Here is a 22,913-nt window from a genome sequence, read left to right on the forward strand (position 1 = left end):
GGTAGTGTGGGGCCTCCCCATGCGAGAGTAGGGAACTGCCAGGCATCAAATAGTGAAGAAGCCCCGGACGAAAGTCCGGGGCTTTTTTACGTCTGAATCTTAGCCAAAAACTGGCTATTTCAATGCTTTTTAAGCCACTGAACAATAAAATCGGCAACCTGCATTGGCTGATTAATATCCAATATGGGCAAATTCAGTTCCATATACTCATCAGTAGCGACGGCAATCACATACTGATCCAGCAAATCCTTAATCTCACCTTTAACGCCACGCCGCCAAAGTGCAATTTTGGGGACCGGCTCATCTTTGAAGCCCTCGACCAGCACCAGATCCAACGTTGAGCTATCCATCTGTGATGCTAATTGCATTAGGCTTAAAGGCTTATTAGGTGATTCAACCATCAATGCCCAGCGCTGATTACTGGCGACGATCACCTGATCTGCCCCAGCTTTACGCAGCAAATAACTGTCTTTCCCCGGCGTATCGATATCCATCTGATGATGTGTGTGCTTAATTAAGCCTGATCGAATCCCCTGAGTTTTGAGAAGTTGAATGACTTGCTCAAGCAAAGTGGTTTTTCCTATCCCGCTCCATGCGGAAATCGCCAGTAAGCGCACACTCATAAATACTTTTCCTCATTAATGAGATCGTCTGGCGTATTGATATTGCGGAACGCAGATTCTGGGTCTGAAAACGCAATAGCATGCCCGCCATGCTCACGTAAGAACTGCATTAAACGTCGCTCGCTGCGCAGTAGCCAGGTTTCAAGATCATCAGCCAATGTACGATTGACCAGCGCTAAGGCTGGATGATCACGCTGAGAGGATTTCACCCACACAGCGGGCGCATCATTACGCTGCTGCCACAGACGCGCGACAAAGTCATTGGGGATCCATGGCGTATCACAAGCGCAGAAAGCGACCCATTCGTTTTTACTGCTGCGTAAACCACTGAGCATGCCGGCCAGCGGTCCGGGATAATCGGGCAATGTATCGATAACCACCTGACAACCGCTTGCCTGATAGCGATCAATGTTACGGTTAGCGCTTATCAACACAATATTGACCTGCGGCCGAAATCGCCGCAAAACGTGCTGATAAAGGGGTTCGCCTTGTAACATCAATAACCCTTTATCCTGGCCTCCCATACGACTGCCTTGGCCACCCGCGAGGATCACGCCGGTAAATGCTGTCATCTCCGTCTCCTTGCTTCATTCTGGACGATACTTACTTAGCGGCAGCGTACCATCTGCATAAAGGAATCAATGATGAAATATCACCGACTCAATGAACTGCTCGAGCTTCTGCAACCCGCATGGCAAAAGGATGCCGATCTCAACTTGCTGGCATTTTTGCAAAAACTGGCGCAGGAATCTGGTTTCAGTGGCCCATTAAGTGAATTAACCGATGATGTATTGATTTACCATCTTAAAATGCGTGACACAGATAGCCAGAGTGCCATTCCCGGCCTGAAAAAGGATTATGAAGTGGACTTCAAAACCGCGCTATTACGTGCACGCGGTGTGATTAAGGATGATGAGTAATGTTATCCTTGCGCATTAATCGCAAAGGTAACACACAGGCAAAAAGATGAGCGAAGCCGCCTTTAATTTCCAGACGTTGAATCCCGATGTCATCCTTGATGCACTTTGGGATGCGGGTCTGCGTGTCGAATCAGGCTTAACCGCCCTCAATAGCTATGAAAACCGCGTCTATCAGTTCAGCGACGATGATAAACGCCGCTATGTGGCTAAGTTTTATCGTCCGCAGCGCTGGAGCGCACAACAGATCCTTGAAGAGCATCAGTTCACTCAGGATTTATTAGAGGATGAAGTGCCGGTTGCCGCGCCGCTCGTTCTGCAGGGCAGCACGTTGAATCATCATGCCGGCTTCATGTACGCGGTCTTCCCCAGTTTAGGCGGACGGCAGTATGAAACCGATAACGAGGATCAGATGGAATGGGTTGGCCGCTTTCTGGGGCGCATCCATCAAACCGCAAAGCAAAGCCTGTTTCAGCAGCGACCCACTTTCGGCCTTGAAGAGTATATTTTTCAACCGCGTCGGGAGCTGGAACAAAGCGCGTTAGTACCGGCTTCACTTAAAGACTTACTGCTTGCTGCCGTTGATAAGCTCAGCGCGACGCTGCAGCAGCGCTGGCATAGCCATTGGCAGCCGTTAAGGTTGCACGGCGATTGCCATCCCGGCAATATTCTGTGGCGTGAAGGCCCGATGTTTGTCGATCTTGATGATGCCCGTAACGGGCCAGCAGTGCAGGATTTATGGATGCTGGTTAATGGCGATCGACAGGAACAATTGATTCAATGGGACATTTTGCTGGAAGCCTATAATGATTTCGGTGATTTTGATTTACATGAATTGTCACTGATTGAACCTTTACGCGCTATGCGCATGGTTTATTATTTGGCCTGGGTAGTACGCCGCTGGCAGGATCCCGCTTTTCCGCGCGCCTTCCCCTGGATGACAGATGAGGATTTTTGGCGCCGGCAGATTGCATTATTTATCGAGCAGGAAAGGCTGTTACACGAACCGCCGTTGCAGCTTAGCCCGCAATATTAATGAAGTACTCAGGAGATTGTTTCACGATGAAAAAGATCATGTTTGCGCTGGTAGGTTTAATGCTGGCATTTGGCGCCTCGGCGGCACAGTTCAACGATGGTAAGCAGTTCGTTACTTTGCCAAAGCCAGTGGCGGGTGAGCCGCAGGTTCTGGAGTTCTTCTCCTTCTTCTGCCCACATTGCTACCAGTTCGAACGCGTTTATCACGTGAGCGAGGCAGTGAAAAAGAACCTGCCGGCGGACACGAAAGTGACCAAATACCACGTTGATTTCCTTGGTGGTCAATTCGGTCCGGTTGTCACTCAGGCATGGGCTGTTGCCATGGCGCTAGGCGTAGAAAGCAAAGTTACTGCACCGATTTTCGACGGTATTCAGAAAACCCAAACCGTTACCGATGCAGCAAGCCTGAAAGAGACTTTTATTAAAGCGGCGGGTATCTCTTCAGAAGATTACGATGCAGCGTGGAATAGCTTCGCAGTAAAAGCGCTGGTTGCGCAGCAGCAGAAAGCAGCAGCAGACGTCAATCTGCAAGGTGTGCCAGCGATCTTCGTTAACGGCAAATATATGGTTAACAACGGCGGCCTGGATACCAGCTCAATGGACAACTTCGTTGCTGATTACGCCAATGTAGTGAAGTTCCTGGTAGAAAAGAAGTAATTTAGTTTTTAGAACGCCGGCTCTGCCGGCGTTTTTTATTGCCTTCATTCTCTTATTTATGCGATGTATTTATTAACCCTTCGCTTAATATCCACATGGACGATCGTCTTTTCATTAGGGCGAGCAAGATCACGATAAGTATTTAACTTGCTGATATAAATGAATTTTTAATATTAAAGTAATTGCAATTAACGTAAATAACAATACGTTATGATTTTTACGCACAAACTTATCCACAGTTTGATCCTTGCGATCTGTGCCGCGTAACGACGAAAAAGATCCTGACTTCCCCGAGTGCATTCAACATTCTCCTCTGGTTGTGGCATCCTTATAGCCCTCATTATCGCAACGAAGAAAATACGAACCTATGGCGCAAATTGCAGAAAATCCCCTGATTCTGGTCGACGGCTCATCTTATCTGTACCGTGCATATCATGCCTTTCCGCCGCTAACGAACAGTGCAGGCGAGCCAACTGGCGCCATGTATGGTGTGCTCAACATGTTGAAAAGCCTGTTGATGCAGTATCAGCCAAGCCATGTGGCTGTGGTCTTCGATGCGAAAGGCAAAACCTTCCGCGATGAGCTTTTTGAACACTACAAATCGCACCGTCCGCCGATGCCAGACGATCTGCGTGCGCAGATTGAGCCGCTGCATGAAATGGTGAAGGCGATGGGCCTGCCGCTGTTGGCGGTATCTGGCGTTGAGGCGGATGACGTTATCGGTACGCTGGCGCTAGAGGCGGAAAAACTCGGCCGTCCGGTGTTGATCAGCACCGGCGATAAAGATATGGCGCAGTTAGTGACGCCTGCGATTACCTTGATCAACACCATGACGAATACCGTGCTCGGTCCGGAAGAGGTCGAGCAGAAATATGGCGTGCCGCCAGCACTGATTATCGATTTCCTCGCCATGATGGGCGACAGCTCGGACAACATTCCAGGCGTGCCGGGAGTCGGTGAGAAAACTGCGCAGGCGTTGCTGCAAGGCTTGGGCGGTATGCAGTCAATCTATGACAATCTCGATAAAGTGGCCGATCTCTCGTTCCGCGGTGCGAAAACCATGGCGGCGAAGCTGGAGCAAAATCGCGACGTCGCGTTCCTGTCTTATCAGCTGGCAACCATCAAAACCGACGTTGAGTTGAATCTGACCTGCGATCAGCTTGTCGTCAATGAACCCAATGTCGAAGCGCTGCAAACCTTGTTTAGCCGTTATGAATTTAAGCGCTGGATCACCGATTTGCAGGATGGTTCATGGCTGCAACAAGGTAAGAAGAGCAACGCGCAGGCTAAGAAACCGCAGCTCAGCGAACCTGCTGCGCCCGCTGCCCAAGCGACCAGCGTGCTCTCTGCGGATGGCTACGTCACTATCCTCGATGAAGCGACATTTGCCGCATGGCTCAAAAAGCTGAAAAGCGCCGAGCTCTTCGCTTTCGATCTTGAGACCGACTCGCTGGATACCTTAAGCGCCAATATTGTCGGCATTGGTTTTGCCGTCGCGCCGGGCGAAGCAGCTTATCTGCCGGTTGCCCATGATTATCTGGATGCGCCAGATCAGCTGGATCGCAGCGAAGTGCTGAAGCAGCTAAAACCGCTGCTGGAGGATGGTAACGCGGCGAAGGTTGGTCAGAATCTCAAATACGATCGCGGCGTGCTGAAGAATTACGACATTGAACTGAACGGCATCAAATTTGACACCATGCTGGAATCTTATTGCCTGAATAGCGTGGGCGGAAAACACGATATGGACAGTCTGGCCGCGCGCTGGCTAAACCATAAAACGGTGACTTTCGAAGAGATCGCGGGTAAAGGCAAAAATCAGCTCACATTTAATCAGATTGCTATCGAACAAGCCGGCCACTACGCGGCGGAAGATGCCGATGTCACGCTGCAATTGCATCTGAAAATGTGGGAGAAACTGGAGCCGGAAGCGGGGCCGAAACAGGTATTTGAAGAGATCGAAATGCCGTTGTTGAAGGTGATATCGCGGATTGAGCGCAACGGCGTGCTGATTGACCAGAATATCCTGGCGAAACACTCGCAGGAGCTGACCACGCGTGTGGCCGAGCTGGAGCTGAAGGCGCACGAGCTGGCAGGCGAACCGTTTAATCTCTCTTCACCCAAACAGCTGCAAACCATTTTGTTTGAAAAGCAGGGTATTAAACCGACCAAGAAAACGCCGGGCGGCGCGCCGTCGACCAGCGAAGAAGTGCTGGCTGAACTGGCTCTCGATTATCCACTGCCTAAAGTAATTCTGGAACATCGTGGTTTATCGAAGTTGAAATCGACTTACACCGATAAGCTGCCACTAATGATCAATCCGCTTACCGGCCGCGTACATACATCCTATCATCAGGCGGTAACGGCGACGGGACGACTCTCGTCTACCGATCCTAACCTGCAGAATATCCCGGTGCGCAACGAAGAAGGGCGCCGAATCCGCCAGGCGTTTGTCGCCGGATCGGGCAATCGTATTGTCGCCGCGGACTACTCACAGATTGAACTGCGTATCATGGCGCATCTGTCGCAAGACAAAGGCCTGCTGGATGCGTTTGCCCAGGGCGAAGATATCCACCGTGCCACCGCATCAGAAGTGTTTGGTGTGGCGTTAAGCAAAGTTTCAGGTGAGCAGCGTCGCAGTGCCAAGGCAATCAACTTTGGTCTGATCTACGGAATGAGCGCGTTTGGTCTTTCCCGCCAGCTCAATATCGGTGCGGGTGAAGCGAAGAAATACATGGATCTCTACTTTGAACGCTATCCGGGCGTGCTGCGTTATATGGAAGAGACGCGCGCGAAGGCAGCAGAGAAAGGCTATGTAGAAACGCTCGATGGTCGTCGTTTGTGGCTGCCTGATATCACCTCCAGCAATGCCATTCGTCGTAAAGCGGCGGAGCGAGCAGCGATTAATGCCCCAATGCAAGGCACGGCAGCAGACATCATCAAACGCGCGATGATTGCGGTGGATGGCTGGCTGTTGGAGCAAAAAGACGATGCCGTGCGCATGATTATGCAGGTACACGATGAACTGGTGTTTGAGATCCGCAGCGATGCAGTGGATAGCGCCATTAAGACCATCCGTGATCTGATGGAGAACAGCATGAAGCTGGATGTGCCGCTGCAGGTGGAAGTAGGCACCGGCGATAACTGGGATGAGGCACACTGATCATGCTGATTCAGTGGTATTTGCGTGCCGCTGGCATCATCATAAGAAAAAAGTTTACTTAATCGGTTCAGCAACCTCACAAAGCGGTCTATTAAATGCGCGTTTTGTAACTGCCTATCGTCTAAGCATTTTTTTAGTAATTAAACTACATCGAACGCGTGAAAGTGTGATGAGCTTAGTAAAAAAGATGTCGAATCCTGAAACTTAACAACAAAAAACCCTTTGTAGGGCGCTGAAAATCAGGTAGAGTTTGTCGCGTAGGGTACAGAGGTAAGATGTTCTATCTTTCAGACCTTTTACTTCACGTAATCGGATTTGGCTGAATATTTAGCCGCCCCAGTCATTTATGACTGGGGCGTTTTTTATTGGGCTTTTTCTCAAAAGCCGCAACAAAATCACTCTGCTGTTTCTTCGCCGTCGCCTTCTTGCGCTGGCTCTAGTTCGCTAAACCAGCTGTCCAGCTTCTTACGCACAATATCAACGCCCATCTTCTTCAGCGACGAGAACATTTCCACCTGCACATCACCGTTAAAGGCCAGCGACGCTTCGCGCACCATCGTCAGCTGTGCTTTACGTGCGCCGGATGCCAGTTTGTCGGCTTTGGTCAGTAAGACCAGCACGGGAATCTGGCTCTGCACGGCCCATTCAATCATGTTCTGATCGAGGTCTTTCAGCGGATGGCGAATATCCATCAATACCACCAGACCCTTCAGCGCCTGACGTTTTTGCAAATATTCCGCCAGCGAGCGCTGCCATTTGCGCTTCATCTCTTCCGGAACCTGGGCATAGCCATAACCGGGTAAATCGACAAGACATTTACCTTCAACCACTTCAAACAGGTTAATCAGCTGGGTACGACCTGGCGTTTTACTGGTACGGGCCAGACCTTTTTGGTTAGTGATGGTGTTCAGCGCGCTGGATTTGCCTGCATTCGAGCGCCCGGCAAAAGCAACTTCAATACCCACATCCGCCGGTAAGTGGCGAATATCGGGGGCGCTGAGCATGAAATGGGTCATGTGATAGTTCAAAGCAGACAAAGTGAAACTCCAGCAAAATGAATCGGGCAATTGGGCTGATTATACCTGTAATGGCGCAAAAGTGCCCGATAGCGTCCAAATGCGCCATTTTGTAAGAGATCTATGATTTTTACTGCCAGCGATTACCGCTTCATGGAATATTAACAATCCATTTAGATGTTATATTTCAATGATTTGAAATGAATTTAGGAAATGCCACTCTAAAATAGAGACAAGTCTCACTTGTTCATTTTACCTATTAGTCTACATTTGTTGTCAGTGCACGGCAGCACCCATCAGGATGATGAGCTCAGGAGTGTCGGGGATGACCAAGAGCATGGCGGGAAGCGATTCAGGCAGGAATCGAACAAGGACAGGGATTAATCGCAGGAGCGATGTGGCGATGGAGCAACCGGGACGTTGTGAGCCGTAAAGGATTTATTCAGTGTTTCCTTCACATGAAGGTGCGATAAAAGGCGATAGCATAGGCTATCGCCTTTTTTCTTTGCTTACTTTCTGCTAGATTTCGCCGCAATTCTATACTGAACTCACAAAGCACCGCCGAGACCGGACACCATGAAGCAACCTGCATCAGCCCCGCGTGGCAAACCTGCTGCGAAAGCCAAACGCAAATCGCGTGAAGACCTTAATCAGGAAGCGCGCGATCGCAAACGCGATAAAAAACATAGCGGCCATAAATCTGGCAGCCGCGCCAATCCTGAAACGCAAGCCGCTGGCAAAGGTCAGGGTAAAAAAGCTCAGGATCCACGCCTGGGCAGCAAAAAGCCGATCGCATTAGTTGCTGATGGTAAAACCCAGCCGGCAAAAAAGCCTGAAGCGAAACCAAAGCCAAAAGCAGAAAAAGTTCGCCTGACGCCGCAAGAAGAGCTGGCGAAGCTGGAAAATGACGAACGTCTGGATACGCTGCTGGATCGCCTGGAAAACGGTGAAACCTTGAGTGGCGAAGATCAGGCCTGGCTGGATCAAACCTTAGACCGCATCGATGAACTGATGGAAACGCTGGGCATCGCGCTGGATGACGAAGCGGAAGATGAGCAGGCTGAAGAAGATATGATGCGCCTGCTAAAAGGTAATTAAGGCAAATTTTGATCGGCATGCGTTTTCGCGCATGCCGCGCTAAACAGGTATTCACCTATGTTTTGGCCTGGATCAATTTTCGCGCTGCTGCTGACATGTTATCTGCTCTGGTTATTGTTTAAACTACGCCGCCTGTCACGTCTTAAGTCGCGTTTACGTCGGCGTTCAGCCCATCGCTTCGTCCACTCTTCAGCTACGCGACCCTCTCTCAGACGACGTCACCGTAAGGAGTGAGCATGTCATCGCAGCAGATTGATTGGGATCAGCGCCTCATCGAAAAATACAACTACGCTGGCCCACGTTATACCTCTTATCCCACCGCGCTCGAATTCAGTGAGAAATTTGGTGAGGCAGATTTTCAGCAAGCCGTGCAACGCTATCCCGATCGTCCGTTATCGCTGTATGTGCACATCCCGTTTTGCCATCGGCTTTGTTATTTTTGTGGCTGCAATAAAATCGTGACGCGCCAGCTGCATAAAGCCGATCGCTACCTTGATGTGCTGGAGCAGGAAATTCGTCAGCGTGCGCCCTTATTTGCGGGCCGCTGCGTCACTCAATTGCACTGGGGTGGTGGCACGCCGACATTCCTCAACCAGCAGCAGGTGAGCCGGCTGGTGGCGCTGCTACGCGAGCATTTTACGATTGCCGATGACGTCGAAATGTCGATCGAGGTTGATCCACGTGAAATCGAACTGGAGATGATCGATCATCTGCGCGCGGAAGGTTTTAATCGCCTGAGCATGGGCGTGCAGGACTTTAATAAAGCGGTGCAGGAGCGCGTGAATCGCGTGCAGGATGAAGAAACCATCTTCGCTCTGGTGCAGCGTGCGCGTGAGCAAGGCTTCCGTTCGGTCAGCCTTGATCTGATTTATGGCTTACCGCTGCAAACGCCGGAAAGCTTCGCCTTTACTTTACAGCGCGTTATTGCACTCAATCCCGATCGCCTCAGCGTCTTCAATTATGCGCACATGCCTTCACTGTTCGCTGCGCAGCGTAAAATTAAAGATGAGGAGCTGCCAGGTGCAGCACAGAAACTGCAGATCCTGCAGGAAACCATCGCCACCTTAACCGGCGAAGGCTATCAGTTTATCGGTATGGATCACTTCGCGCGTCCGGATGATGAGCTGGCGGTGGCACAACGCGCTGGCGAACTGCATCGTAATTTTCAGGGTTACACCACACAGGGCGAAACCGATTTGCTCGGTTTGGGCGTGTCGGCCATCAGCATGCTGGGCGACAGCTATGCGCAAAATCACAAAGAGTTGAAAGCCTATTACGCAGATGTCGAGCAGCGCGGCAATGCGCTGTGGCGCGGGCTTACCTTGAGTAACGATGATTGTTTGCGCCGCGATGTGATTAAAGCCTTAATCTGTAATTTCGCACTGGATTTTGCCGCGGTCGAGGCGCAATACCCGGTTGAGTTTGAACACTATTTTGCCGAGGATTTAGCGCTGTTAGCGCCGCTGGTGGCGGATGGATTGGTGGAGCAGCACGGTCGCAGCCTGCACGTTACCGGCGTCGGTCGGTTGCTGATACGTAACATCTGTATGTGCTTCGATGTGTATATGCGCCAAAAGGTGCGCATGCAGCAATTCTCGCGAGTGATATAAAAAACGGGGAGCCTATTCGCTCCCCGGTTTCAAAACGCATAACGTGCGCGTTATTCCATTCCCAGCTCTTTCAACTTACGCGTCAGGGTATTTCGTCCCCAGCCGAGCAAGCGCGCCGCTTCCTGTTTGTGCCCTTGTGTATGACGTAGCGCGGTGGTGAGCAGCGTGCGCTCCATCTCCGGCTGTGCTTCCGACAACAGGTTTTGATGACCGGAACGTAAGGCGCGATCTGCCCACTGCGCCAGCAGCGTAGCCCAGCTGTCCGGCAAAGATTGCACCGGATTGTCTGGCGTGCTGGATTCAAACAGTTCAGGCGGCAGATCCTGAATCAACACTTCCTGGCCAGCTGCCATCACCGTCAACCAGCGACAGGTATTTTCCAGCTGGCGCACGTTACCGGACCAATGCAGACGCGTCAGCGCGGTTTCGGTTTCCGGATGCAGAATCTTTGCTTCCACCCCTAACTCACGTGCAGCAACCTGCAGGAAGTAACGCGCCAGGCGCGGAATATCTTCGCGTCGTTCACGCAGCGGCGGCAGATGAACGCGGATCACGTTAAGACGATGGAACAAGTCTTCACGGAATTTGCCTTCCTGCACGCGCAGCTCAAGATTCTGGTGGGTTGCCGCGATGATACGCACATCCACTTTCACCGGCGCATAGCCGCCAACGCGATAAAACTGGCCATCGGCCAATACGCGCAATAAGCGGGTTTGCACATCAAGCGGCATATCACCAATTTCATCAAGGAACAGCGTGCCGCCATCGGCCTGCTCAAAACGTCCCTGACGAATCTGGTTGGCACCGGTGAACGCGCCTTTCTCGTGACCAAATAGCTCTGATTCAATCAAATCTTTGGGAATCGCCGCCATGTTCAGCGCGATAAAAGGAGATTTTGCACGTGGACTGTGGCGATGCAGCGCATGTGCCACCAACTCTTTACCGGTACCGGATTCACCGTTGATCAGCACGCTAATTGAGGAGCGTGAAAGACGACCAATGATGCGGAACACATCCTGCATTGCCGGCGCTTCGCCGATAATGTCGGTGGTTGGGCCGCTGACGGGCTGATTACGCGGCTGCTGCTGCTCCTGATAATGGCTTATCGCACGTTCAACCAGCGCGACCGCTTCATCAATATCAAACGGCTTTGGCAGGTAATCAAACGCACCTTGCTGATAAGCGCTGACGGCCGCATCCAGATCGGAGTGTGCGGTCATAATGATCACCGGTAGCATCGGATGGCGCTGCTTAATCTGTTTCAGCAGCGCAAGTCCATCCATGCCAGGCATACGAATGTCTGACAATAATACGTCTGGGGTTTTGCTTGCGAGCGCGTCCAATACCTCGTTAGCGCTGTCAAAGGTTGCACAGCTCAAACCGGCTCCAGTGAGTGCCCTTTCAAGCACCCAGCGGATGGAGCTATCGTCATCGACGATCCAGACTATCCCTCGTTGCATAGAAACCTCACTGGCGAATAGGCAGGTAAACCGAGAATTCGGTGTGACCTGGCCAACTGTTAAATTCTATTTTTCCTGAATGCTGATCGATCAGGCTACGGGCGATGGACAGACCTAAACCGGTGCCGCCTTCGCGTCCGCTAACCATCGGATAGAACAGGGTATCTTGTAGCTGGGCCGGAATGCCTGGGCCGTCATCTTCAATATCAATACGCGCGACTAAGCGGTAACGCGTGCCGTGCAGGGTGAGCTGGAAGGCGGTACGCGTACGAATCACAATGGTGCCGCCTTCATCGCCCAATGCCTGCAGCGCGTTTCGCACCACATTCAACAGCACTTGTTCAATCTGGTCGGGATCGTGCGGCAGTTCCGGCAGGCTTGGGTCGTAATCGCGCACCAGCGAAACGTTATCCGGCAGCTCCATCGACACCAGATTCACCACGCGTTCGGCAACCTGATGAATACTTTGCGTTACGTGCAAGCCCGGCTGTTGCGGGCCAAGCAGACGATCAACCAGATTACGCAGGCGGTCGGCTTGCTCAATGATGATGCGCGTATATTCATGCAGGGAAGGATCGGGTAACGCGCGAGTCAGTAGCTGCGCGGCGCCACGTAATCCTCCCAGCGGGTTTTTAATCTCATGCGCCAGACCGCGCACTAAATCGCGGGCAGCGACCTGCTGAGCATGCTGAATTTGTTCCTGGCTAAGACGACGTTGATTATCCATCGGCGCCATTTCCAGCAGAATAAAGCCATCCGGTAAGCGCTGTGCCGTGAGCGACATAATGTGCGCGCGGCCATCAACCACCAGAGTGACTTCGCTATCGGTAAAGCCCTGGCCAGCTCCGAGACTCTCGCTCATCACCTCAATATTCAGCGAAAAATAGCCGGTTAATTCCGGTAATGGCGTGCCGAACAATTTACGTGAGCTTTGCGCCAGTAATTGCTGAGCCGCCGGATTGGCGTAATGGATAACTAAATCGTTATCGACCAGCAAAATACTGTTGATCAGGGAGTTGAGAATCTGCCCCGCGTCGGGCAGCGTGCCAGTTGCCATACAGCGTTCCTCTGCACTAATTTAGTGCATCATAGCCTTTCAGGACGGAAATCTGTGCTTCGAACCATGAATGCGCGGAGAAAAAAGCCCATCCGGAGATGGGCTAAAGTTTCCACGGCAATTAAAAATCTTTCAGGCTGTTCACGCAGCAAAAAGAGTGCGTGAACAGGGAGCTGAAATTTTTAAATTAAACGCTGTAGTACAGTTCGAACTCAACTGGGTGCGGAGTCATACGCACGCGGTCAACTTCTGGCTTACGCAGTTCGATGTACGCATCGATAGCGTCATCAGTGAACACGCCGCCACGGGTCAGGAACTCGCGGTCTTCGTTCAGTGCGTTCAGCGCTTCTTCCAGAGAACCTGCAACTTTTGGAATCTCAGCTTCTTCTTCCGGTGGCAGGTCATACAGGTTTTTGTCCATCGCATCGCCAGGGTGGATCTTGTTGATAACACCATCAAGACCGGCCATCAGCAGCGCGGTGAATGCCAGGTATGGGTTAGCCGCTGGATCCGGGAAGCGTGCTTCGATACGACGTGCTTTCGGGCTGGCAACCACTGGGATACGGATAGAAGCAGAACGGTTACGGGCAGAGTAAGCCAGCATAACTGGCGCTTCGTAGCCTGGGACCAGACGCTTGTAGGAGTTGGTGGTTGGGTTCGCCAGGGCGTTGATCGCTTTAGCGTGCTTGATGATACCGCCAATATAGAACAGAGCAGTTTCAGACAGGCCGCCGTACTTGTCGCCAGAGAACAGGTTCACGCCGCCTTTTGACAGAGACATGTGGCAGTGCATACCAGAACCGTTATCGCCGAACATTGGCTTAGGCATAAAGGTTGCCGTTTTGCCGTACGCGTGAGCAACGTTGTGCACCACGTATTTGTAGATCTGAATTTCGTCAGCTTTTTTGGTCATGGTGTTGAAGCGGGTTGCCACTTCGTTCTGACCAGCTGTGGCTACTTCGTGGTGATGTGCTTCAACCACCAGACCCATCTGCTCCATGGTCAGACACATAGCAGAACGGATGTCCTGTGCTGAGTCAACCGGTGGCACTGGGAAGTAACCGCCTTTCAGACCTGGACGGTGACCTTTGTTACCGCCTTCGTACTCTTTACCGGTGTTCCAGGCTGCTTCGATATCGTCGATAGCCACGTGTGAACCTGAAGTAGAAGAACCGAAACGGATGTCATCGAACAGGAAGAACTCTGGCTCTGGTCCAAACAGCACGGTATCCGCGATGCCTGAAGAACGCAGGAACTCTTCTGCACGCTTAGCAATGGAGCGTGGGTCACGGTCGTAGCCCTGCAGTGTGCCTGGCTCAAGGATGTCGCAACGGATGATCAGGGTCGAGTCTTCGAAGAACGGATCCATGACTGCAGTGGTTGCATCCGGCATCAGCACCATGTCTGATTCGTTAATGCCTTTCCAGCCACCGATGGAGGAGCCATCGAACATTTTGCCTTCTTCGAAGAAGTCAGCGTTAACCTGGTGAGCAGGGATAGTAACGTGCTGTTCTTTACCTTTGGTATCGGTAAAACGCAGGTCAACAAACTTAACTTCATGCTCGTTCATCATCGAGAGAACGTGTTCAGCGGACATACTCAACTCTCCTGGAAATGGTCATTATCGTCATGGTGAGAGAACTTCGTTGCCGGGAATGTGTCACGACTGCTGACCACTCCTAACCAAAGATCTCGGCAAGCTCTTTCAACCGTTTTATAACTGTCGTTTTCGCTTAAAATATATAAAGCGAATTCTGTGCCAACTTTATGACAATGGCGAAAATGGCGCTACAATGCGCCCTTTCGTGAGTCGAAGGCTGCACCAGGATGGATTGCATGCATCGTTATGGTGCGCCACAGGTGAAGTTAAGCACCAATTTGGTGCAAATTACTATCGCAGTGCAGATTAATGCACCGAAAACGGTGCTAAAAACCAGCGCTATAAGAAACTTTCGGCGAAATCTGTGATCATGTTCAGTCTTCCGCTTAATCCGTGTACAATACCGCGTTATTTCTATAATGCCTGAGGCAAAGCTGTGATCGAAAATTTGCGTAACATCGCCATCATCGCGCACGTTGACCATGGTAAGACCACCCTGGTTGACAAGCTGCTCCAACAGTCCGGTACTTTTGATGCTCGTACCGAAGCGACTGAGCGCGTAATGGACTCCAACGATTTGGAGAAAGAGCGTGGGATTACCATCCTCGCAAAAAACACCGCCATCAAATGGAATGACTACCGTATCAACATCGTTGATACCCCAGGACACGCCGACTTCGGTGGTGAAGTGGAGCGCGTCATGTCCATGGTGGATTCGGTGCTGCTGGTTGTAGATGCGATGGATGGCCCTATGCCGCAAACCCGCTTCGTAACCAAGAAAGCATTTGCTCATGGTTTGAAGCCGATTGTGGTTATCAACAAAGTTGACCGTCCGGGCGCGCGTCCTGATTGGGTTGTTGATCAGGTATTTGACCTGTTCGTTAACCTGGATGCGACTGACGAGCAGCTGGACTTCCCGATTATCTTCGCTTCGGCGCTGAACGGTATCGCGGGTCTGGAACATACCGACATGGCTGACGACATGACCCCGCTGTATCAGGCGATCGTTGACCACGTTTCTCCACCTCAGGTTGAAGTTGAAGCGCCACTGCAGATGCAGATCTCGCAGCTGGACTACAACAACTATCTGGGCGTGATCGGCATCGGCCGCATCAAGCGCGGTACTGTGAAGCCGAACCAGCAGGTCACTATCATTGATAGCGAAGGCAAAACCCGTAACGGTAAAGTCGGTAAAGTGCTGGGCCACCTTGGTCTGGAGCGCATTGAAAGCACTCTGGCGGAAGCGGGCGACATCATCGCGATCACCGGTCTGGGCGAGCTGAACATTTCTGACACCATCTGCGACACGCAGAATGTGGAAGCGCTGCCAGCCCTGAGCGTTGATGAGCCAACCGTTACCATGTTCTTCAACGTGAACACCTCACCGTTCTGCGGTAAAGAAGGTAAGTTCGTGACCTCGCGCCAGATCCTGGAGCGTTTGAACAAAGAGCTGGTACACAACGTGGCACTGCGCGTTGAAGAAACCGAAGATTCGGATGCGTTCCGCGTTTCCGGTCGTGGTGAGCTGCACTTGTCGGTTCTGATCGAAAACATGCGTCGTGAAGGTTTCGAGCTGGCGGTATCCCGTCCGAAAGTTATCTTCCGCGAGCACGAAGGCCGTAAGCAGGAGCCATTCGAAAACGTGACCCTCGACATCGAAGAAACCCACCAGGGTTCTGTGATGCAAGCGATGGGTGAGCGTAAAGGCGACCTGAAAAACATGGATCCAGATGGTAAAGGCCGTGTACGTCTCGACTACATGATCCCAAGCCGTGGTCTGATCGGCTTCCGTAACGAATTCATGACCATGACTTCAGGTACCGGTCTGCTGTACTCCACCTTCAGCCACTATGACGATGTTCGTCCGGGCGAAGTGGGCCAGCGTCAGAACGGCGTGCTGATCTCTAACGGTCAGGGTAAAGCGGTAGCGTTCGCCCTGTTCGGTCTGCAGGATCGCGGCAAGCTGTTCCTCGGTCACGGTGCGGAAGTGTATGAAGGCCAGATCATTGGTATTCACAGCCGTTCTAACGACCTGACAGTAAACTGCCTGACCGGTAAGAAACTGACCAACATGCGTGCGTCAGGTACTGACGAAGCCACCACTCTGGTTCCACCGCAGAAAATGACCCTGGAACAGGCTATCGAGTTCATCGATGATGACGAACTGGTAGAAGTGACTCCGCTGTCAGTCCGTATTCGTAAACGTCATCTGACCGAGAACGATCGTAAACGTTCTTCTCGCGGCAGCAAAGAGTAAGCGAAACAGTCTGATATTGAGCCCCGCACCCGCGGGGCTTTTTTATGCCTGCAACCCGCTGCAACGCTCGCTTAATGAAGTTTGCCTCCGCTTCCAGATTACTGATTTCCCGCCCCTCGTCCCTGTTCAGCTCCCACTTTTGCCGCTAAAGTGAATGATCCAGGGAACGAAAAGGAGAGGCGTCATGCTGTACATCTTTGATTTAGGCAATGTGATTGTTGATATCGATTTCAATCGTGTGCTCGGCGTCTGGAGCGACTTAGGGCGCGTGCCGTTATCCACGCTACAAAGTCGTTTCCGCATGGATGAGGCTTTTGAGAAACACGAACGTGGCGAAATCAGCGATCCAGAATTCGCTGCGCGCATTTGCGACCAGCTGGATATCGCGTTGAGCTATCCGCAATTCACTGCTGGCTGGCAGGCGGTCTTTGTCGGCGTGCGTCCGGAAACGCTGGCGATCATGAACAAGCTGCGTGCCAATGGCGAGCGCGTGGTGATCCTGTCCAATACCAATCAGCTGCACTTCGAGTTCTGGCCAACCCAATATCCCGATGTTCAACAGGCGGCCGATCATCTTTATATGTCGCAGGATATCGGCATGCGTAAGCCGGAAGCGCGCATCTACAACTATGTGCTGCAGCACGAAGGTTATCAGGCCGATCAGGCGGTATTTTTCGATGATAATCAGGCCAATATCGACGCTGCGCGCGCACTCGGCATTGAGAGCGTGCTGGTGGTTGATGAGAAAACTGTGCCGGACTGGTTTGCAGGTCGTCTCTGAGTGCTGAACCATCGACATCTGCGCCACTCGGCGCATGCCTTTTATTTGTGGGTAAAACTGCTGTGGCGACGCGTTGACGATGACAACATGACGACGCAGGCGGGTAATCTCGCCTACGTCTCATTGCTGGCATTGGTGCCGCTGATTGCCGTGGTGTTCGCTCTGTTTGCTGCTTTTCCGATGTTCTCGGACATCAGCGTGCAGTTGAAGAACTTCATCTTTACCAACTTCATTCCGGCAACGGGCGACGTGATTCAGCGTTATCTCGATCAGTTTGTCGCCAACGTCAATAAGATGACGGCGGTCGGCATTGTGGGGTTGATCGTCACCGCGCTGCTGCTGATGCATTCGGTGGACAGCGCATTGAACGCCATCTGGCGCAGCGATAAACCGCGTCCAATGGTCTACTCCTTTGCTGTTTACTGGATGATCTTAACGCTGGGCCCGCTGCTGGCCGGCGCAAGTTTAGCGCTCAGCTCCTATCTGCTGTCGCTGCGCTGGGTGAACGTCACGGGCGTCACCAGCTTGATCGATCATCTGCTGCGCATATTCCCGCTGTGCCTCTCGATCCTCGCTTTCTGGCTGCTGTATAGCATTGTGCCGACGCGGCGCGTGCCGACGCGTGATGCACTGATCGGCGCCATCGTTGCCGGGTTGCTGTTCGAGCTGGGTAAAAAAGGCTTTGCGCTCTATGTTACGATGTTCCCTTCGTATCAGTTAATTTACGGCGTTCTGGCGGTCATCCCCATTCTGTTCCTATGGGTCTATTGGTCGTGGTGTATTGTGTTGTTAGGCGCGGAAATCACCGTCACGCTGGATGACTATCGCCAGCTAAAACAGCAGGAACGCGAAAAAGAACGTGAGGAAACATGATTGCTTTGATTCAGCGCGTCAGCCGCGCCAGTGTCAGCGTTGACGACGCGACAGTGGGCGAAATTGGCGCCGGCTTGCTGGTGTTATTGGGTGTGGAAAAGGGCGATGACGAACAAAAAGCGCAGCGATTAACCGAGCGCGTGCTGGGCTACCGTATCTTTGCGGATGAGAATGACAAAATGAATCTTAATGTGCAGCAGGCAGGTGGCAGCGTGCTGGTGGTGTCGCAATTCACTCTCGCCGCAGATACCAATAAAGGTATGCGTCCCTCTTTTTCTGGCGGCGCAGAACCGGCGGAAGCCGAGCGCCTCTATGAATACTTTAGCGATTGCTGCCGTGCACAGGGTGTGGCCACCGCAAACGGGCGCTTCGCCGCCAATATGCAGGTTTCGTTGGTAAACGATGGTCCGGTGACCTTCTGGTTACAGGTGTGAGGGTTTCAGCCGAGCGGCAAGGACTTAGCCACGCAAGCTTCGAACGAGAGAATCACTTTATGTATCATCTTCGCGTACCGCAAACGGCGGAAGAGCTGGATATGTATTACCAGTTCCGCTGGGAAATGTTACGAAAGCCGCTGCGTCAGCCGCAGGGTTCTGAGCGTGATGCCTGGGATGCGCTGGCGCATCATCAAATGGTGGTGGATGAGCAAGGCAAACCGGTGGCAATCGGCCGTCTGTACATCAATGCCGAGAACGAAGCCGCGATTCGCTTCCTCGCCGTGCATCCTTCGGTGCAGGGCAAAGGTCTTGGCACGCTGGTGGCGATGACGCTGGAATCAGTCGCGCGTCAGGAAGGGGCAAAACGCGTCACCTGTAGCGCGCGTGAAGACGCCGTCGAATTCTTTGCCAAGCTCGGCTACGTCAATCAGGGCGAAATCACCGCGCCGCAAACCACGCCGGTGCGTCACTTCCTGATGATTAAACCGGTTGTGACGCTCGACGATATTCTGCATCGCGCCGACTGGTGCGGACAGCTGCAACAAGCCTGGTACGAGCACATTCCGCTGAGTGAAAAAATGGGCGTGCGCATTCTGCAATATACCGGGCAGAAATTCGTTACCACCATGCCCGAAGCGGGCAACCAGAATCCCCATCACACCCTATTTGCGGGCAGCTTGTTCTCGCTCGCCACGCTCACCGGTTGGGGGTTAATTTGGCTGCTGCTGCGCGAGCGCCATCTCGGTGGCACCATTATTCTGGCGGATGCGCATATTCGCTACAGCAAACCGATCAGCGGCCGTCCGGGCGCGATTGCCGATCTCGGCTCGCTCAGCGGCGATCTTGATCGTCTGGCGCGTGGCCGCAAAGCGCGCGTGCAGATGGAAGTGGAGCTGTTTGGGGATGATGAGCTGGGCGCGGTATTCGAAGGTGTGTATATCGTGCTGCCCGCCGATTCTGACGGAGCACTGGAAGAGGGCGGCTCCGGCGCCCGTATCGATTAGTCCTGCAATTTTTTTACCTACTGTAGCGGCGCAATTTATTGCGCATCGCTTTTTAAAGTCAAAAGAGCGCAATGAATCGCGCCGCTACAGAATTATTGCACTTGCCCGCCACGCATCGTTTGCTGTACAGCTTGGGCATCGGTGGTTACCGACAACGTGCCATCCACGCTGGGGCGCAGCGGCGCGCTGGCGTTCAGCGAACCTTTCAGCTGCAGCTGTAAATTACTGTTACCACTCAACTGCAGCGTTGGCCAACCCCAATTGCCCAGCACGTTTGCCGGCACAGCCTGGCCTTTCAGATTCAGCGTCAACGGACGTTGCGCGTCCTGCCCAACCGTTGCTGATCCTTCCAGTAAACCGCTGCCGTTAAAGGCGCTCAATTCTGTTACCTGAATCTGTTGATCGTTGGCATTCAGCGCAATGGACGGATGACGCAGATCGGTACGATTGAAGGTGGCTTCGGCCGCGTTGAAGCTGGCTTTACCGGACCAGATTCCCCACTGATGTTGACGCGCCAGTAACAGATTATTCGCGCTGCCATCCAGTGACGTCATCTGGAACGGGAACGCCGGATTGATATCAATAATCAGGTTACGGTTGGCAGTAGCGCGGGTTATTAGCACGCTATCCAGCCAGTCCGGTAAGGTTTGCTGCCAGCGTTCACGCCAGTTTTGCGGCAAAGTATATTCCAGCCCGGCGATCGCCAGTTCATCCAGCGTCAGACGTTTGTCGCTGCGCGTCCAGTTGCCACTGGCGCGCACCACGCCATTCACCCAGCGCGAACTGAACTGCGTCAGCGCGATGCCCTGCGCCGAGAATTCGGCATTGACGATAGGATCGTTGAGCTCAAAGCCACCGTTAATAAAATTCCCGGCATTCATGGAGAGAGAACCGCCATCGCTTTCCCAATCATCGCCGCGCAGGGTGACATTTTTCAGGGTTAAATCGAGATCGGTCACCGCCCAGTCAGGTCCTTGCAGGCGTGCATCGGTCATATCCAGACGGTTGATGCTCACAGAAGGCACAGCGCGCAGCGGATTGAGGAAGTCGCTCAGGCTTTGATGGGTTTGCAAGCGGATATCGTTGAGGCGCAGTTGGTCGATCTTCCAGTTGCCCTGCGCATCGCGCTCGGCATTGCCGGTCATCGAACCGCGCGCCAGATCGGCGCCGATATTGCTCAGCACCAGACGACGTTGCTTGATACTGCCCTGCAGCAGCACGTTGTTACCCGGTACGCCATCCAGCGTCAGGGTGCCAGCGCTGATCTGGAACTGCGCATCGCTGCCCAGCACGTCGTTAGGCAGCGGTTTCCACGGCAGAAGACCGCCATTCACGCGCTGAGCGGTCATCGGCAATGTGCTGTGCGGATTCTCAATACGCACATTATTCAGCTGCAGGCGATTGGCCTGAATCGGCAGCGTGGTATCGGGCGCTTGATTGGCGAGATTGATTTCACCGTCGCGCACTTCGATGCTGTTGAAGTGCAGTGGATCGCTGAACTGAACCAGCGCAAGGCCAAGATCAACGCGTTTCGCCACCAACACGGCGGGCTGACCATCATGACCAAAGCTGAAGTCATCGAGAATGATATGCGAAGGGGAGGAGAAGTCGTGCTCAATCTTGCTGAGAGAGAGATGCCAGGCGGTTTTATCGCTTACCCAGCGGCTAAACCAACCTGCGCCCCATTGTGTTTGTAGCAACACATACAGCACTACCAGCGCCAGCAGAATTAGCAGCAGTAAGGTAAGGAAAAACTTGCCTAAAAATTTCATCGCACTCATCCATCCCGATATTTATCCGGTGAGTGGTTGTTATGCCTGAATTACCGTTACAGCTCAACAGCCTGGATGTAAATGCGGATAAATATCAGGCAGGCCGAAGCCTGCCTGCAGGATTACTTTTCTTGCGGGAAGATCAGGTTCAGCACGATGGCGGTAATCCCACCGGCCGCAATGCCAGATGAAAGCAGGGTTTTCAGCCAGTCCGGGGCAAATTGCAGAATCAGCGGCTGCTGAGAAACGCCCAAACCTACCGCCAGCGACAGCGCGATAATCATGATGGCACGACGATTCAGCGGTTCACGCGAAACGATGCGCACGCCAGATGCGGCGATGGTACCAAACATCACAATGGTGGCACCGCCCAGCACCGGTTCTGGAATATGCTGCACAAAACCACTCACGGCTGGGAACAGGCCAAGCACGATCAGCATCAGCGCCACGACAAAGCCCACATAGCGGCTGGCAACGCCGGTAAGCTGAATCACGCCGTTGTTCTGGCCAAAACAGGAATTCGGGAAGGTGTTGAACAGCGCTGAGACAAAGGAGTTAAGACCGTTGGCCAACACGCCGCCTTTCAGACGCTTCATATACAGCGGGCCACTTACCGGCTGCTCGGAAACATCAGAAGTCGCGGTGATGTCGCCGATGGTTTCCAGCGAGGTCACCATAAACACCAACATCAGCGGGATCAGCAGATTCCAGTCAAAGCCCAGGCCGTAGTAGAGCGGCGATGGCACGGCAATCAGCGGCTGATCGGCTGGCGTGCTGGTGGTGGGCAGCATATCCAGCGCCCAGGCCAGCGCATAACCTACCGCCATCGCGATCACCAGCGAAGCCACGCGCAGATAAGCATTACGCTGACGATTAAGCAGGATAATCACCACCAATACCGAAGCTGCCAGCAACAAGTTTTTCGGAGCGCCAAACGTGTGATCGCTCATCGCCGCAAAGCCGCCGCCGATGGAGGTCAAACCGACCTGAATCAGCGACAGGCCAATAATCACCACCACAATGCCGGAAACCAGCGGCGTAATGATGCGGCGCGCCAGGTGCAACACGCGTGACAGCACCATTTCGGTACAAGACGCCACCATCAGCGTGCCAAACAGCGCCGCCATCATGGTCGGCACATCAACGCCACCATTTTTCAGCGCCATGCCGCCCATGATCAGCGGCGTCACGAAGTTAAAGCTGGTGCCCTGAATCGACAACAGGCCAGAGCCCACCGGTCCCCAGGTTTTGATTTGCAGAATGGATGCCACGCCCGAGGCAAACAGCGACATGCTGATGATGTGTTGCGTGTCCTGTGCCGGTAAACCCAGCGCCTGGCAAATCAGCAGCGCTGGCGTAATCACCGCGACAAACATCGCCAGCAAATGCTGACAGGCAGCAAACAAGGTTTGCGGTAACGGTGGACGGTCTTCGAGGCGGTAAATCAGTTCACTTTTCGGGCTTGCAGCGCTGGCAGGCTGGCGAGTTTCAGCGGTGTTGACGGACATGGTGGACGTTCTCAATTACAACAAAGGGGCGATTTTAAACGGTTGCGT

At 52.8% G+C, this 22,913-nt stretch carries 20 protein-coding genes; 12 read left to right on the forward strand and 8 right to left on the reverse strand.

All coding sequences use genetic code 11. The annotated features are described in order from the left end of the window. Nucleotides 1-119: 119 nt before the first annotated feature. Nucleotides 120-623: a molybdopterin-guanine dinucleotide biosynthesis protein MobB gene (gene mobB, locus ACVLVH_RS21650; protein WP_312462354.1), complete on the reverse strand. Its 504-nt coding sequence runs from the start codon at nt 621-623 to the stop codon at nt 120-122. After that, nucleotides 620-1,195, reverse strand: coding sequence for a molybdenum cofactor guanylyltransferase MobA (mobA, locus tag ACVLVH_RS21655; protein WP_498950033.1), 576 nt, complete (start codon nt 1,193-1,195; stop codon nt 620-622). Before mobA ends, mobB begins: the two co-directional genes overlap by 4 nt. A 72-nt stretch (nt 1,196-1,267) precedes the next feature. On the opposite strand from mobA, the gene ACVLVH_RS21660 reads away from it, so the two are divergent. The 5 genes from ACVLVH_RS21660 (at nt 1,268) to spfP (ending at nt 6,715) form a co-directional block, all read left to right on the forward strand. Then, complete coding sequence (locus ACVLVH_RS21660; protein WP_101760725.1) at nt 1,268-1,543, forward strand: YihD family protein; 276 nt, start codon at nt 1,268-1,270, stop codon at nt 1,541-1,543. Between the two features lie 46 nt (nt 1,544-1,589). Beyond that, on the forward strand, nt 1,590-2,576 hold the full coding sequence (locus ACVLVH_RS21665) for a serine/threonine protein kinase (RefSeq protein WP_312462352.1): 987 nt from the start codon (nt 1,590-1,592) through the stop codon (nt 2,574-2,576). Between the two features lie 26 nt (nt 2,577-2,602). After that, a complete protein-coding gene (dsbA, locus tag ACVLVH_RS21670) occupies nt 2,603-3,232 on the forward strand; it encodes a thiol:disulfide interchange protein DsbA (protein WP_101760723.1) in 630 nt (209 codons plus the stop codon). Nucleotides 3,233-3,599: 367 nt separating this feature from the next. Next, nucleotides 3,600-6,392 carry a DNA polymerase I gene (polA, locus tag ACVLVH_RS21675; RefSeq protein WP_312462351.1) on the forward strand — a complete coding sequence of 931 codons (2,793 nt, stop codon included), beginning with the start codon at nt 3,600-3,602 and terminating at the stop codon, nt 6,390-6,392. A 275-nt stretch (nt 6,393-6,667) separates the two neighbouring features. Next, a complete protein-coding gene (gene spfP, locus ACVLVH_RS21680; RefSeq protein ID WP_071892919.1) occupies nt 6,668-6,715 on the forward strand; it encodes a small protein SpfP in 48 nt (15 codons plus the stop codon). A 72-nt stretch (nt 6,716-6,787) separates the two neighbouring features. On the opposite strand, the gene yihA is transcribed toward spfP, so the two are convergent. Then, nucleotides 6,788-7,429, reverse strand: coding sequence for a ribosome biogenesis GTP-binding protein YihA/YsxC (gene yihA / locus ACVLVH_RS21685; protein WP_101760721.1), 642 nt, complete (start codon nt 7,427-7,429; stop codon nt 6,788-6,790). Nucleotides 7,430-7,984: 555 nt separating this feature from the next. Between yihA and yihI the strand changes: the two genes are divergently transcribed. After that, nucleotides 7,985-8,506: a Der GTPase-activating protein YihI gene (gene yihI, locus ACVLVH_RS21690; protein ID WP_101760720.1), complete on the forward strand. Its 522-nt coding sequence runs from the start codon at nt 7,985-7,987 to the stop codon at nt 8,504-8,506. Nucleotides 8,507-8,742: 236 nt separating this feature from the next. Further along, nucleotides 8,743-10,116, forward strand: a complete 1,374-nt coding sequence (gene hemN, locus ACVLVH_RS21695; RefSeq protein ID WP_192415276.1) for an oxygen-independent coproporphyrinogen III oxidase — start codon at nt 8,743-8,745, stop codon at nt 10,114-10,116. A gap of 50 nt (nt 10,117-10,166) precedes the next feature. Here the strand turns inward: hemN and glnG are convergent, their stop codons facing one another. The 3 genes from glnG to glnA all read right to left on the reverse strand — a co-directional run bounded on the left by glnG (nt 10,167) and on the right by glnA (nt 14,230). After that, the gene (gene glnG / locus ACVLVH_RS21700; protein WP_008109800.1) at nt 10,167-11,576 is read right to left on the reverse strand and encodes a nitrogen regulation protein NR(I); all 1,410 of its coding nucleotides are present in this window, start codon (nt 11,574-11,576) and stop codon (nt 10,167-10,169) included. A gap of 7 nt (nt 11,577-11,583) precedes the next feature. After that, nucleotides 11,584-12,633 carry a nitrogen regulation protein NR(II) gene (glnL, locus tag ACVLVH_RS21705; RefSeq protein ID WP_008109798.1) on the reverse strand — a complete coding sequence of 350 codons (1,050 nt, stop codon included), beginning with the start codon at nt 12,631-12,633 and terminating at the stop codon, nt 11,584-11,586. Between the two features lie 187 nt (nt 12,634-12,820). Then, nucleotides 12,821-14,230 carry a glutamate--ammonia ligase gene (gene glnA, locus ACVLVH_RS21710; protein WP_007885243.1) on the reverse strand — a complete coding sequence of 470 codons (1,410 nt, stop codon included), beginning with the start codon at nt 14,228-14,230 and terminating at the stop codon, nt 12,821-12,823. 439 nt (nt 14,231-14,669) lie between these two features. On the opposite strand from glnA, the gene typA reads away from it, so the two are divergent. From typA to fabY, 5 genes are all read left to right on the forward strand, one after another. Next, nucleotides 14,670-16,490: a ribosome-dependent GTPase TypA gene (gene typA, locus ACVLVH_RS21715; protein WP_008109794.1), complete on the forward strand. Its 1,821-nt coding sequence runs from the start codon at nt 14,670-14,672 to the stop codon at nt 16,488-16,490. 184 nt (nt 16,491-16,674) lie between these two features. After that, nucleotides 16,675-17,271, forward strand: coding sequence for a glucose-1-phosphatase (yihX, locus tag ACVLVH_RS21720; RefSeq protein WP_101760718.1), 597 nt, complete (start codon nt 16,675-16,677; stop codon nt 17,269-17,271). Further along, entirely contained in the window at nt 17,272-18,144 is an 873-nt protein-coding gene (locus ACVLVH_RS21725; RefSeq protein ID WP_101760717.1) for a virulence factor BrkB family protein, read from the forward strand. Beyond that, on the forward strand, nt 18,141-18,578 hold the full coding sequence (gene dtd / locus ACVLVH_RS21730) for a D-aminoacyl-tRNA deacylase (protein ID WP_101760716.1): 438 nt from the start codon (nt 18,141-18,143) through the stop codon (nt 18,576-18,578). Before ACVLVH_RS21725 ends, dtd begins: the two co-directional genes overlap by 4 nt. Before the next feature lie 59 nt (nt 18,579-18,637). Then, entirely contained in the window at nt 18,638-19,585 is a 948-nt protein-coding gene (gene fabY, locus ACVLVH_RS21735; protein WP_101760715.1) for a fatty acid biosynthesis protein FabY, read from the forward strand. A 92-nt stretch (nt 19,586-19,677) separates the two neighbouring features. Here the strand turns inward: fabY and ACVLVH_RS21740 are convergent, their stop codons facing one another. Both ACVLVH_RS21740 and ACVLVH_RS21745 read right to left on the reverse strand, forming a co-directional pair. Then, on the reverse strand, nt 19,678-21,357 hold the full coding sequence (locus tag ACVLVH_RS21740; RefSeq protein WP_192415278.1) for an AsmA family protein: 1,680 nt from the start codon (nt 21,355-21,357) through the stop codon (nt 19,678-19,680). A gap of 122 nt (nt 21,358-21,479) precedes the next feature. After that, complete coding sequence (locus ACVLVH_RS21745; protein ID WP_192415280.1) at nt 21,480-22,865, reverse strand: nucleobase:cation symporter-2 family protein; 1,386 nt, start codon at nt 22,863-22,865, stop codon at nt 21,480-21,482. Nucleotides 22,866-22,913: the final 48 nt, after the last annotated feature.

The organism is Kluyvera sp. 1366 (assembly GCF_054823405.1).

Coding starts and splice junctions, on each gene's coding strand:
- mobB (WP_312462354.1), bottom strand. CDS start 623: ATGAGTGTGCGCTTACTGGCGATTTCCGCATGGAGCGGGATAGGAAAA.
- mobA (WP_498950033.1), bottom strand. CDS start 1,195: ATGACAGCATTTACCGGCGTGATCCTCGCGGGTGGCCAAGGCAGTCGT.
- ACVLVH_RS21660 (WP_101760725.1), top strand. CDS start 1,268: ATGAAATATCACCGACTCAATGAACTGCTCGAGCTTCTGCAACCCGCA.
- ACVLVH_RS21665 (WP_312462352.1), top strand. CDS start 1,590: ATGAGCGAAGCCGCCTTTAATTTCCAGACGTTGAATCCCGATGTCATC.
- dsbA (WP_101760723.1), top strand. CDS start 2,603: ATGAAAAAGATCATGTTTGCGCTGGTAGGTTTAATGCTGGCATTTGGC.
- polA (WP_312462351.1), top strand. CDS start 3,600: ATGGCGCAAATTGCAGAAAATCCCCTGATTCTGGTCGACGGCTCATCT.
- yihI (WP_101760720.1), top strand. CDS start 7,985: ATGAAGCAACCTGCATCAGCCCCGCGTGGCAAACCTGCTGCGAAAGCC.
- hemN (WP_192415276.1), top strand. CDS start 8,743: ATGTCATCGCAGCAGATTGATTGGGATCAGCGCCTCATCGAAAAATAC.
- glnG (WP_008109800.1), bottom strand. CDS start 11,576: ATGCAACGAGGGATAGTCTGGATCGTCGATGACGATAGCTCCATCCGC.
- glnL (WP_008109798.1), bottom strand. CDS start 12,633: ATGGCAACTGGCACGCTGCCCGACGCGGGGCAGATTCTCAACTCCCTG.
- glnA (WP_007885243.1), bottom strand. CDS start 14,230: ATGTCCGCTGAACACGTTCTCTCGATGATGAACGAGCATGAAGTTAAG.
- yihX (WP_101760718.1), top strand. CDS start 16,675: ATGCTGTACATCTTTGATTTAGGCAATGTGATTGTTGATATCGATTTC.
- dtd (WP_101760716.1), top strand. CDS start 18,141: ATGATTGCTTTGATTCAGCGCGTCAGCCGCGCCAGTGTCAGCGTTGAC.
- fabY (WP_101760715.1), top strand. CDS start 18,638: ATGTATCATCTTCGCGTACCGCAAACGGCGGAAGAGCTGGATATGTAT.
- ACVLVH_RS21740 (WP_192415278.1), bottom strand. CDS start 21,357: ATGAAATTTTTAGGCAAGTTTTTCCTTACCTTACTGCTGCTAATTCTG.
- ACVLVH_RS21745 (WP_192415280.1), bottom strand. CDS start 22,865: ATGTCCGTCAACACCGCTGAAACTCGCCAGCCTGCCAGCGCTGCAAGC.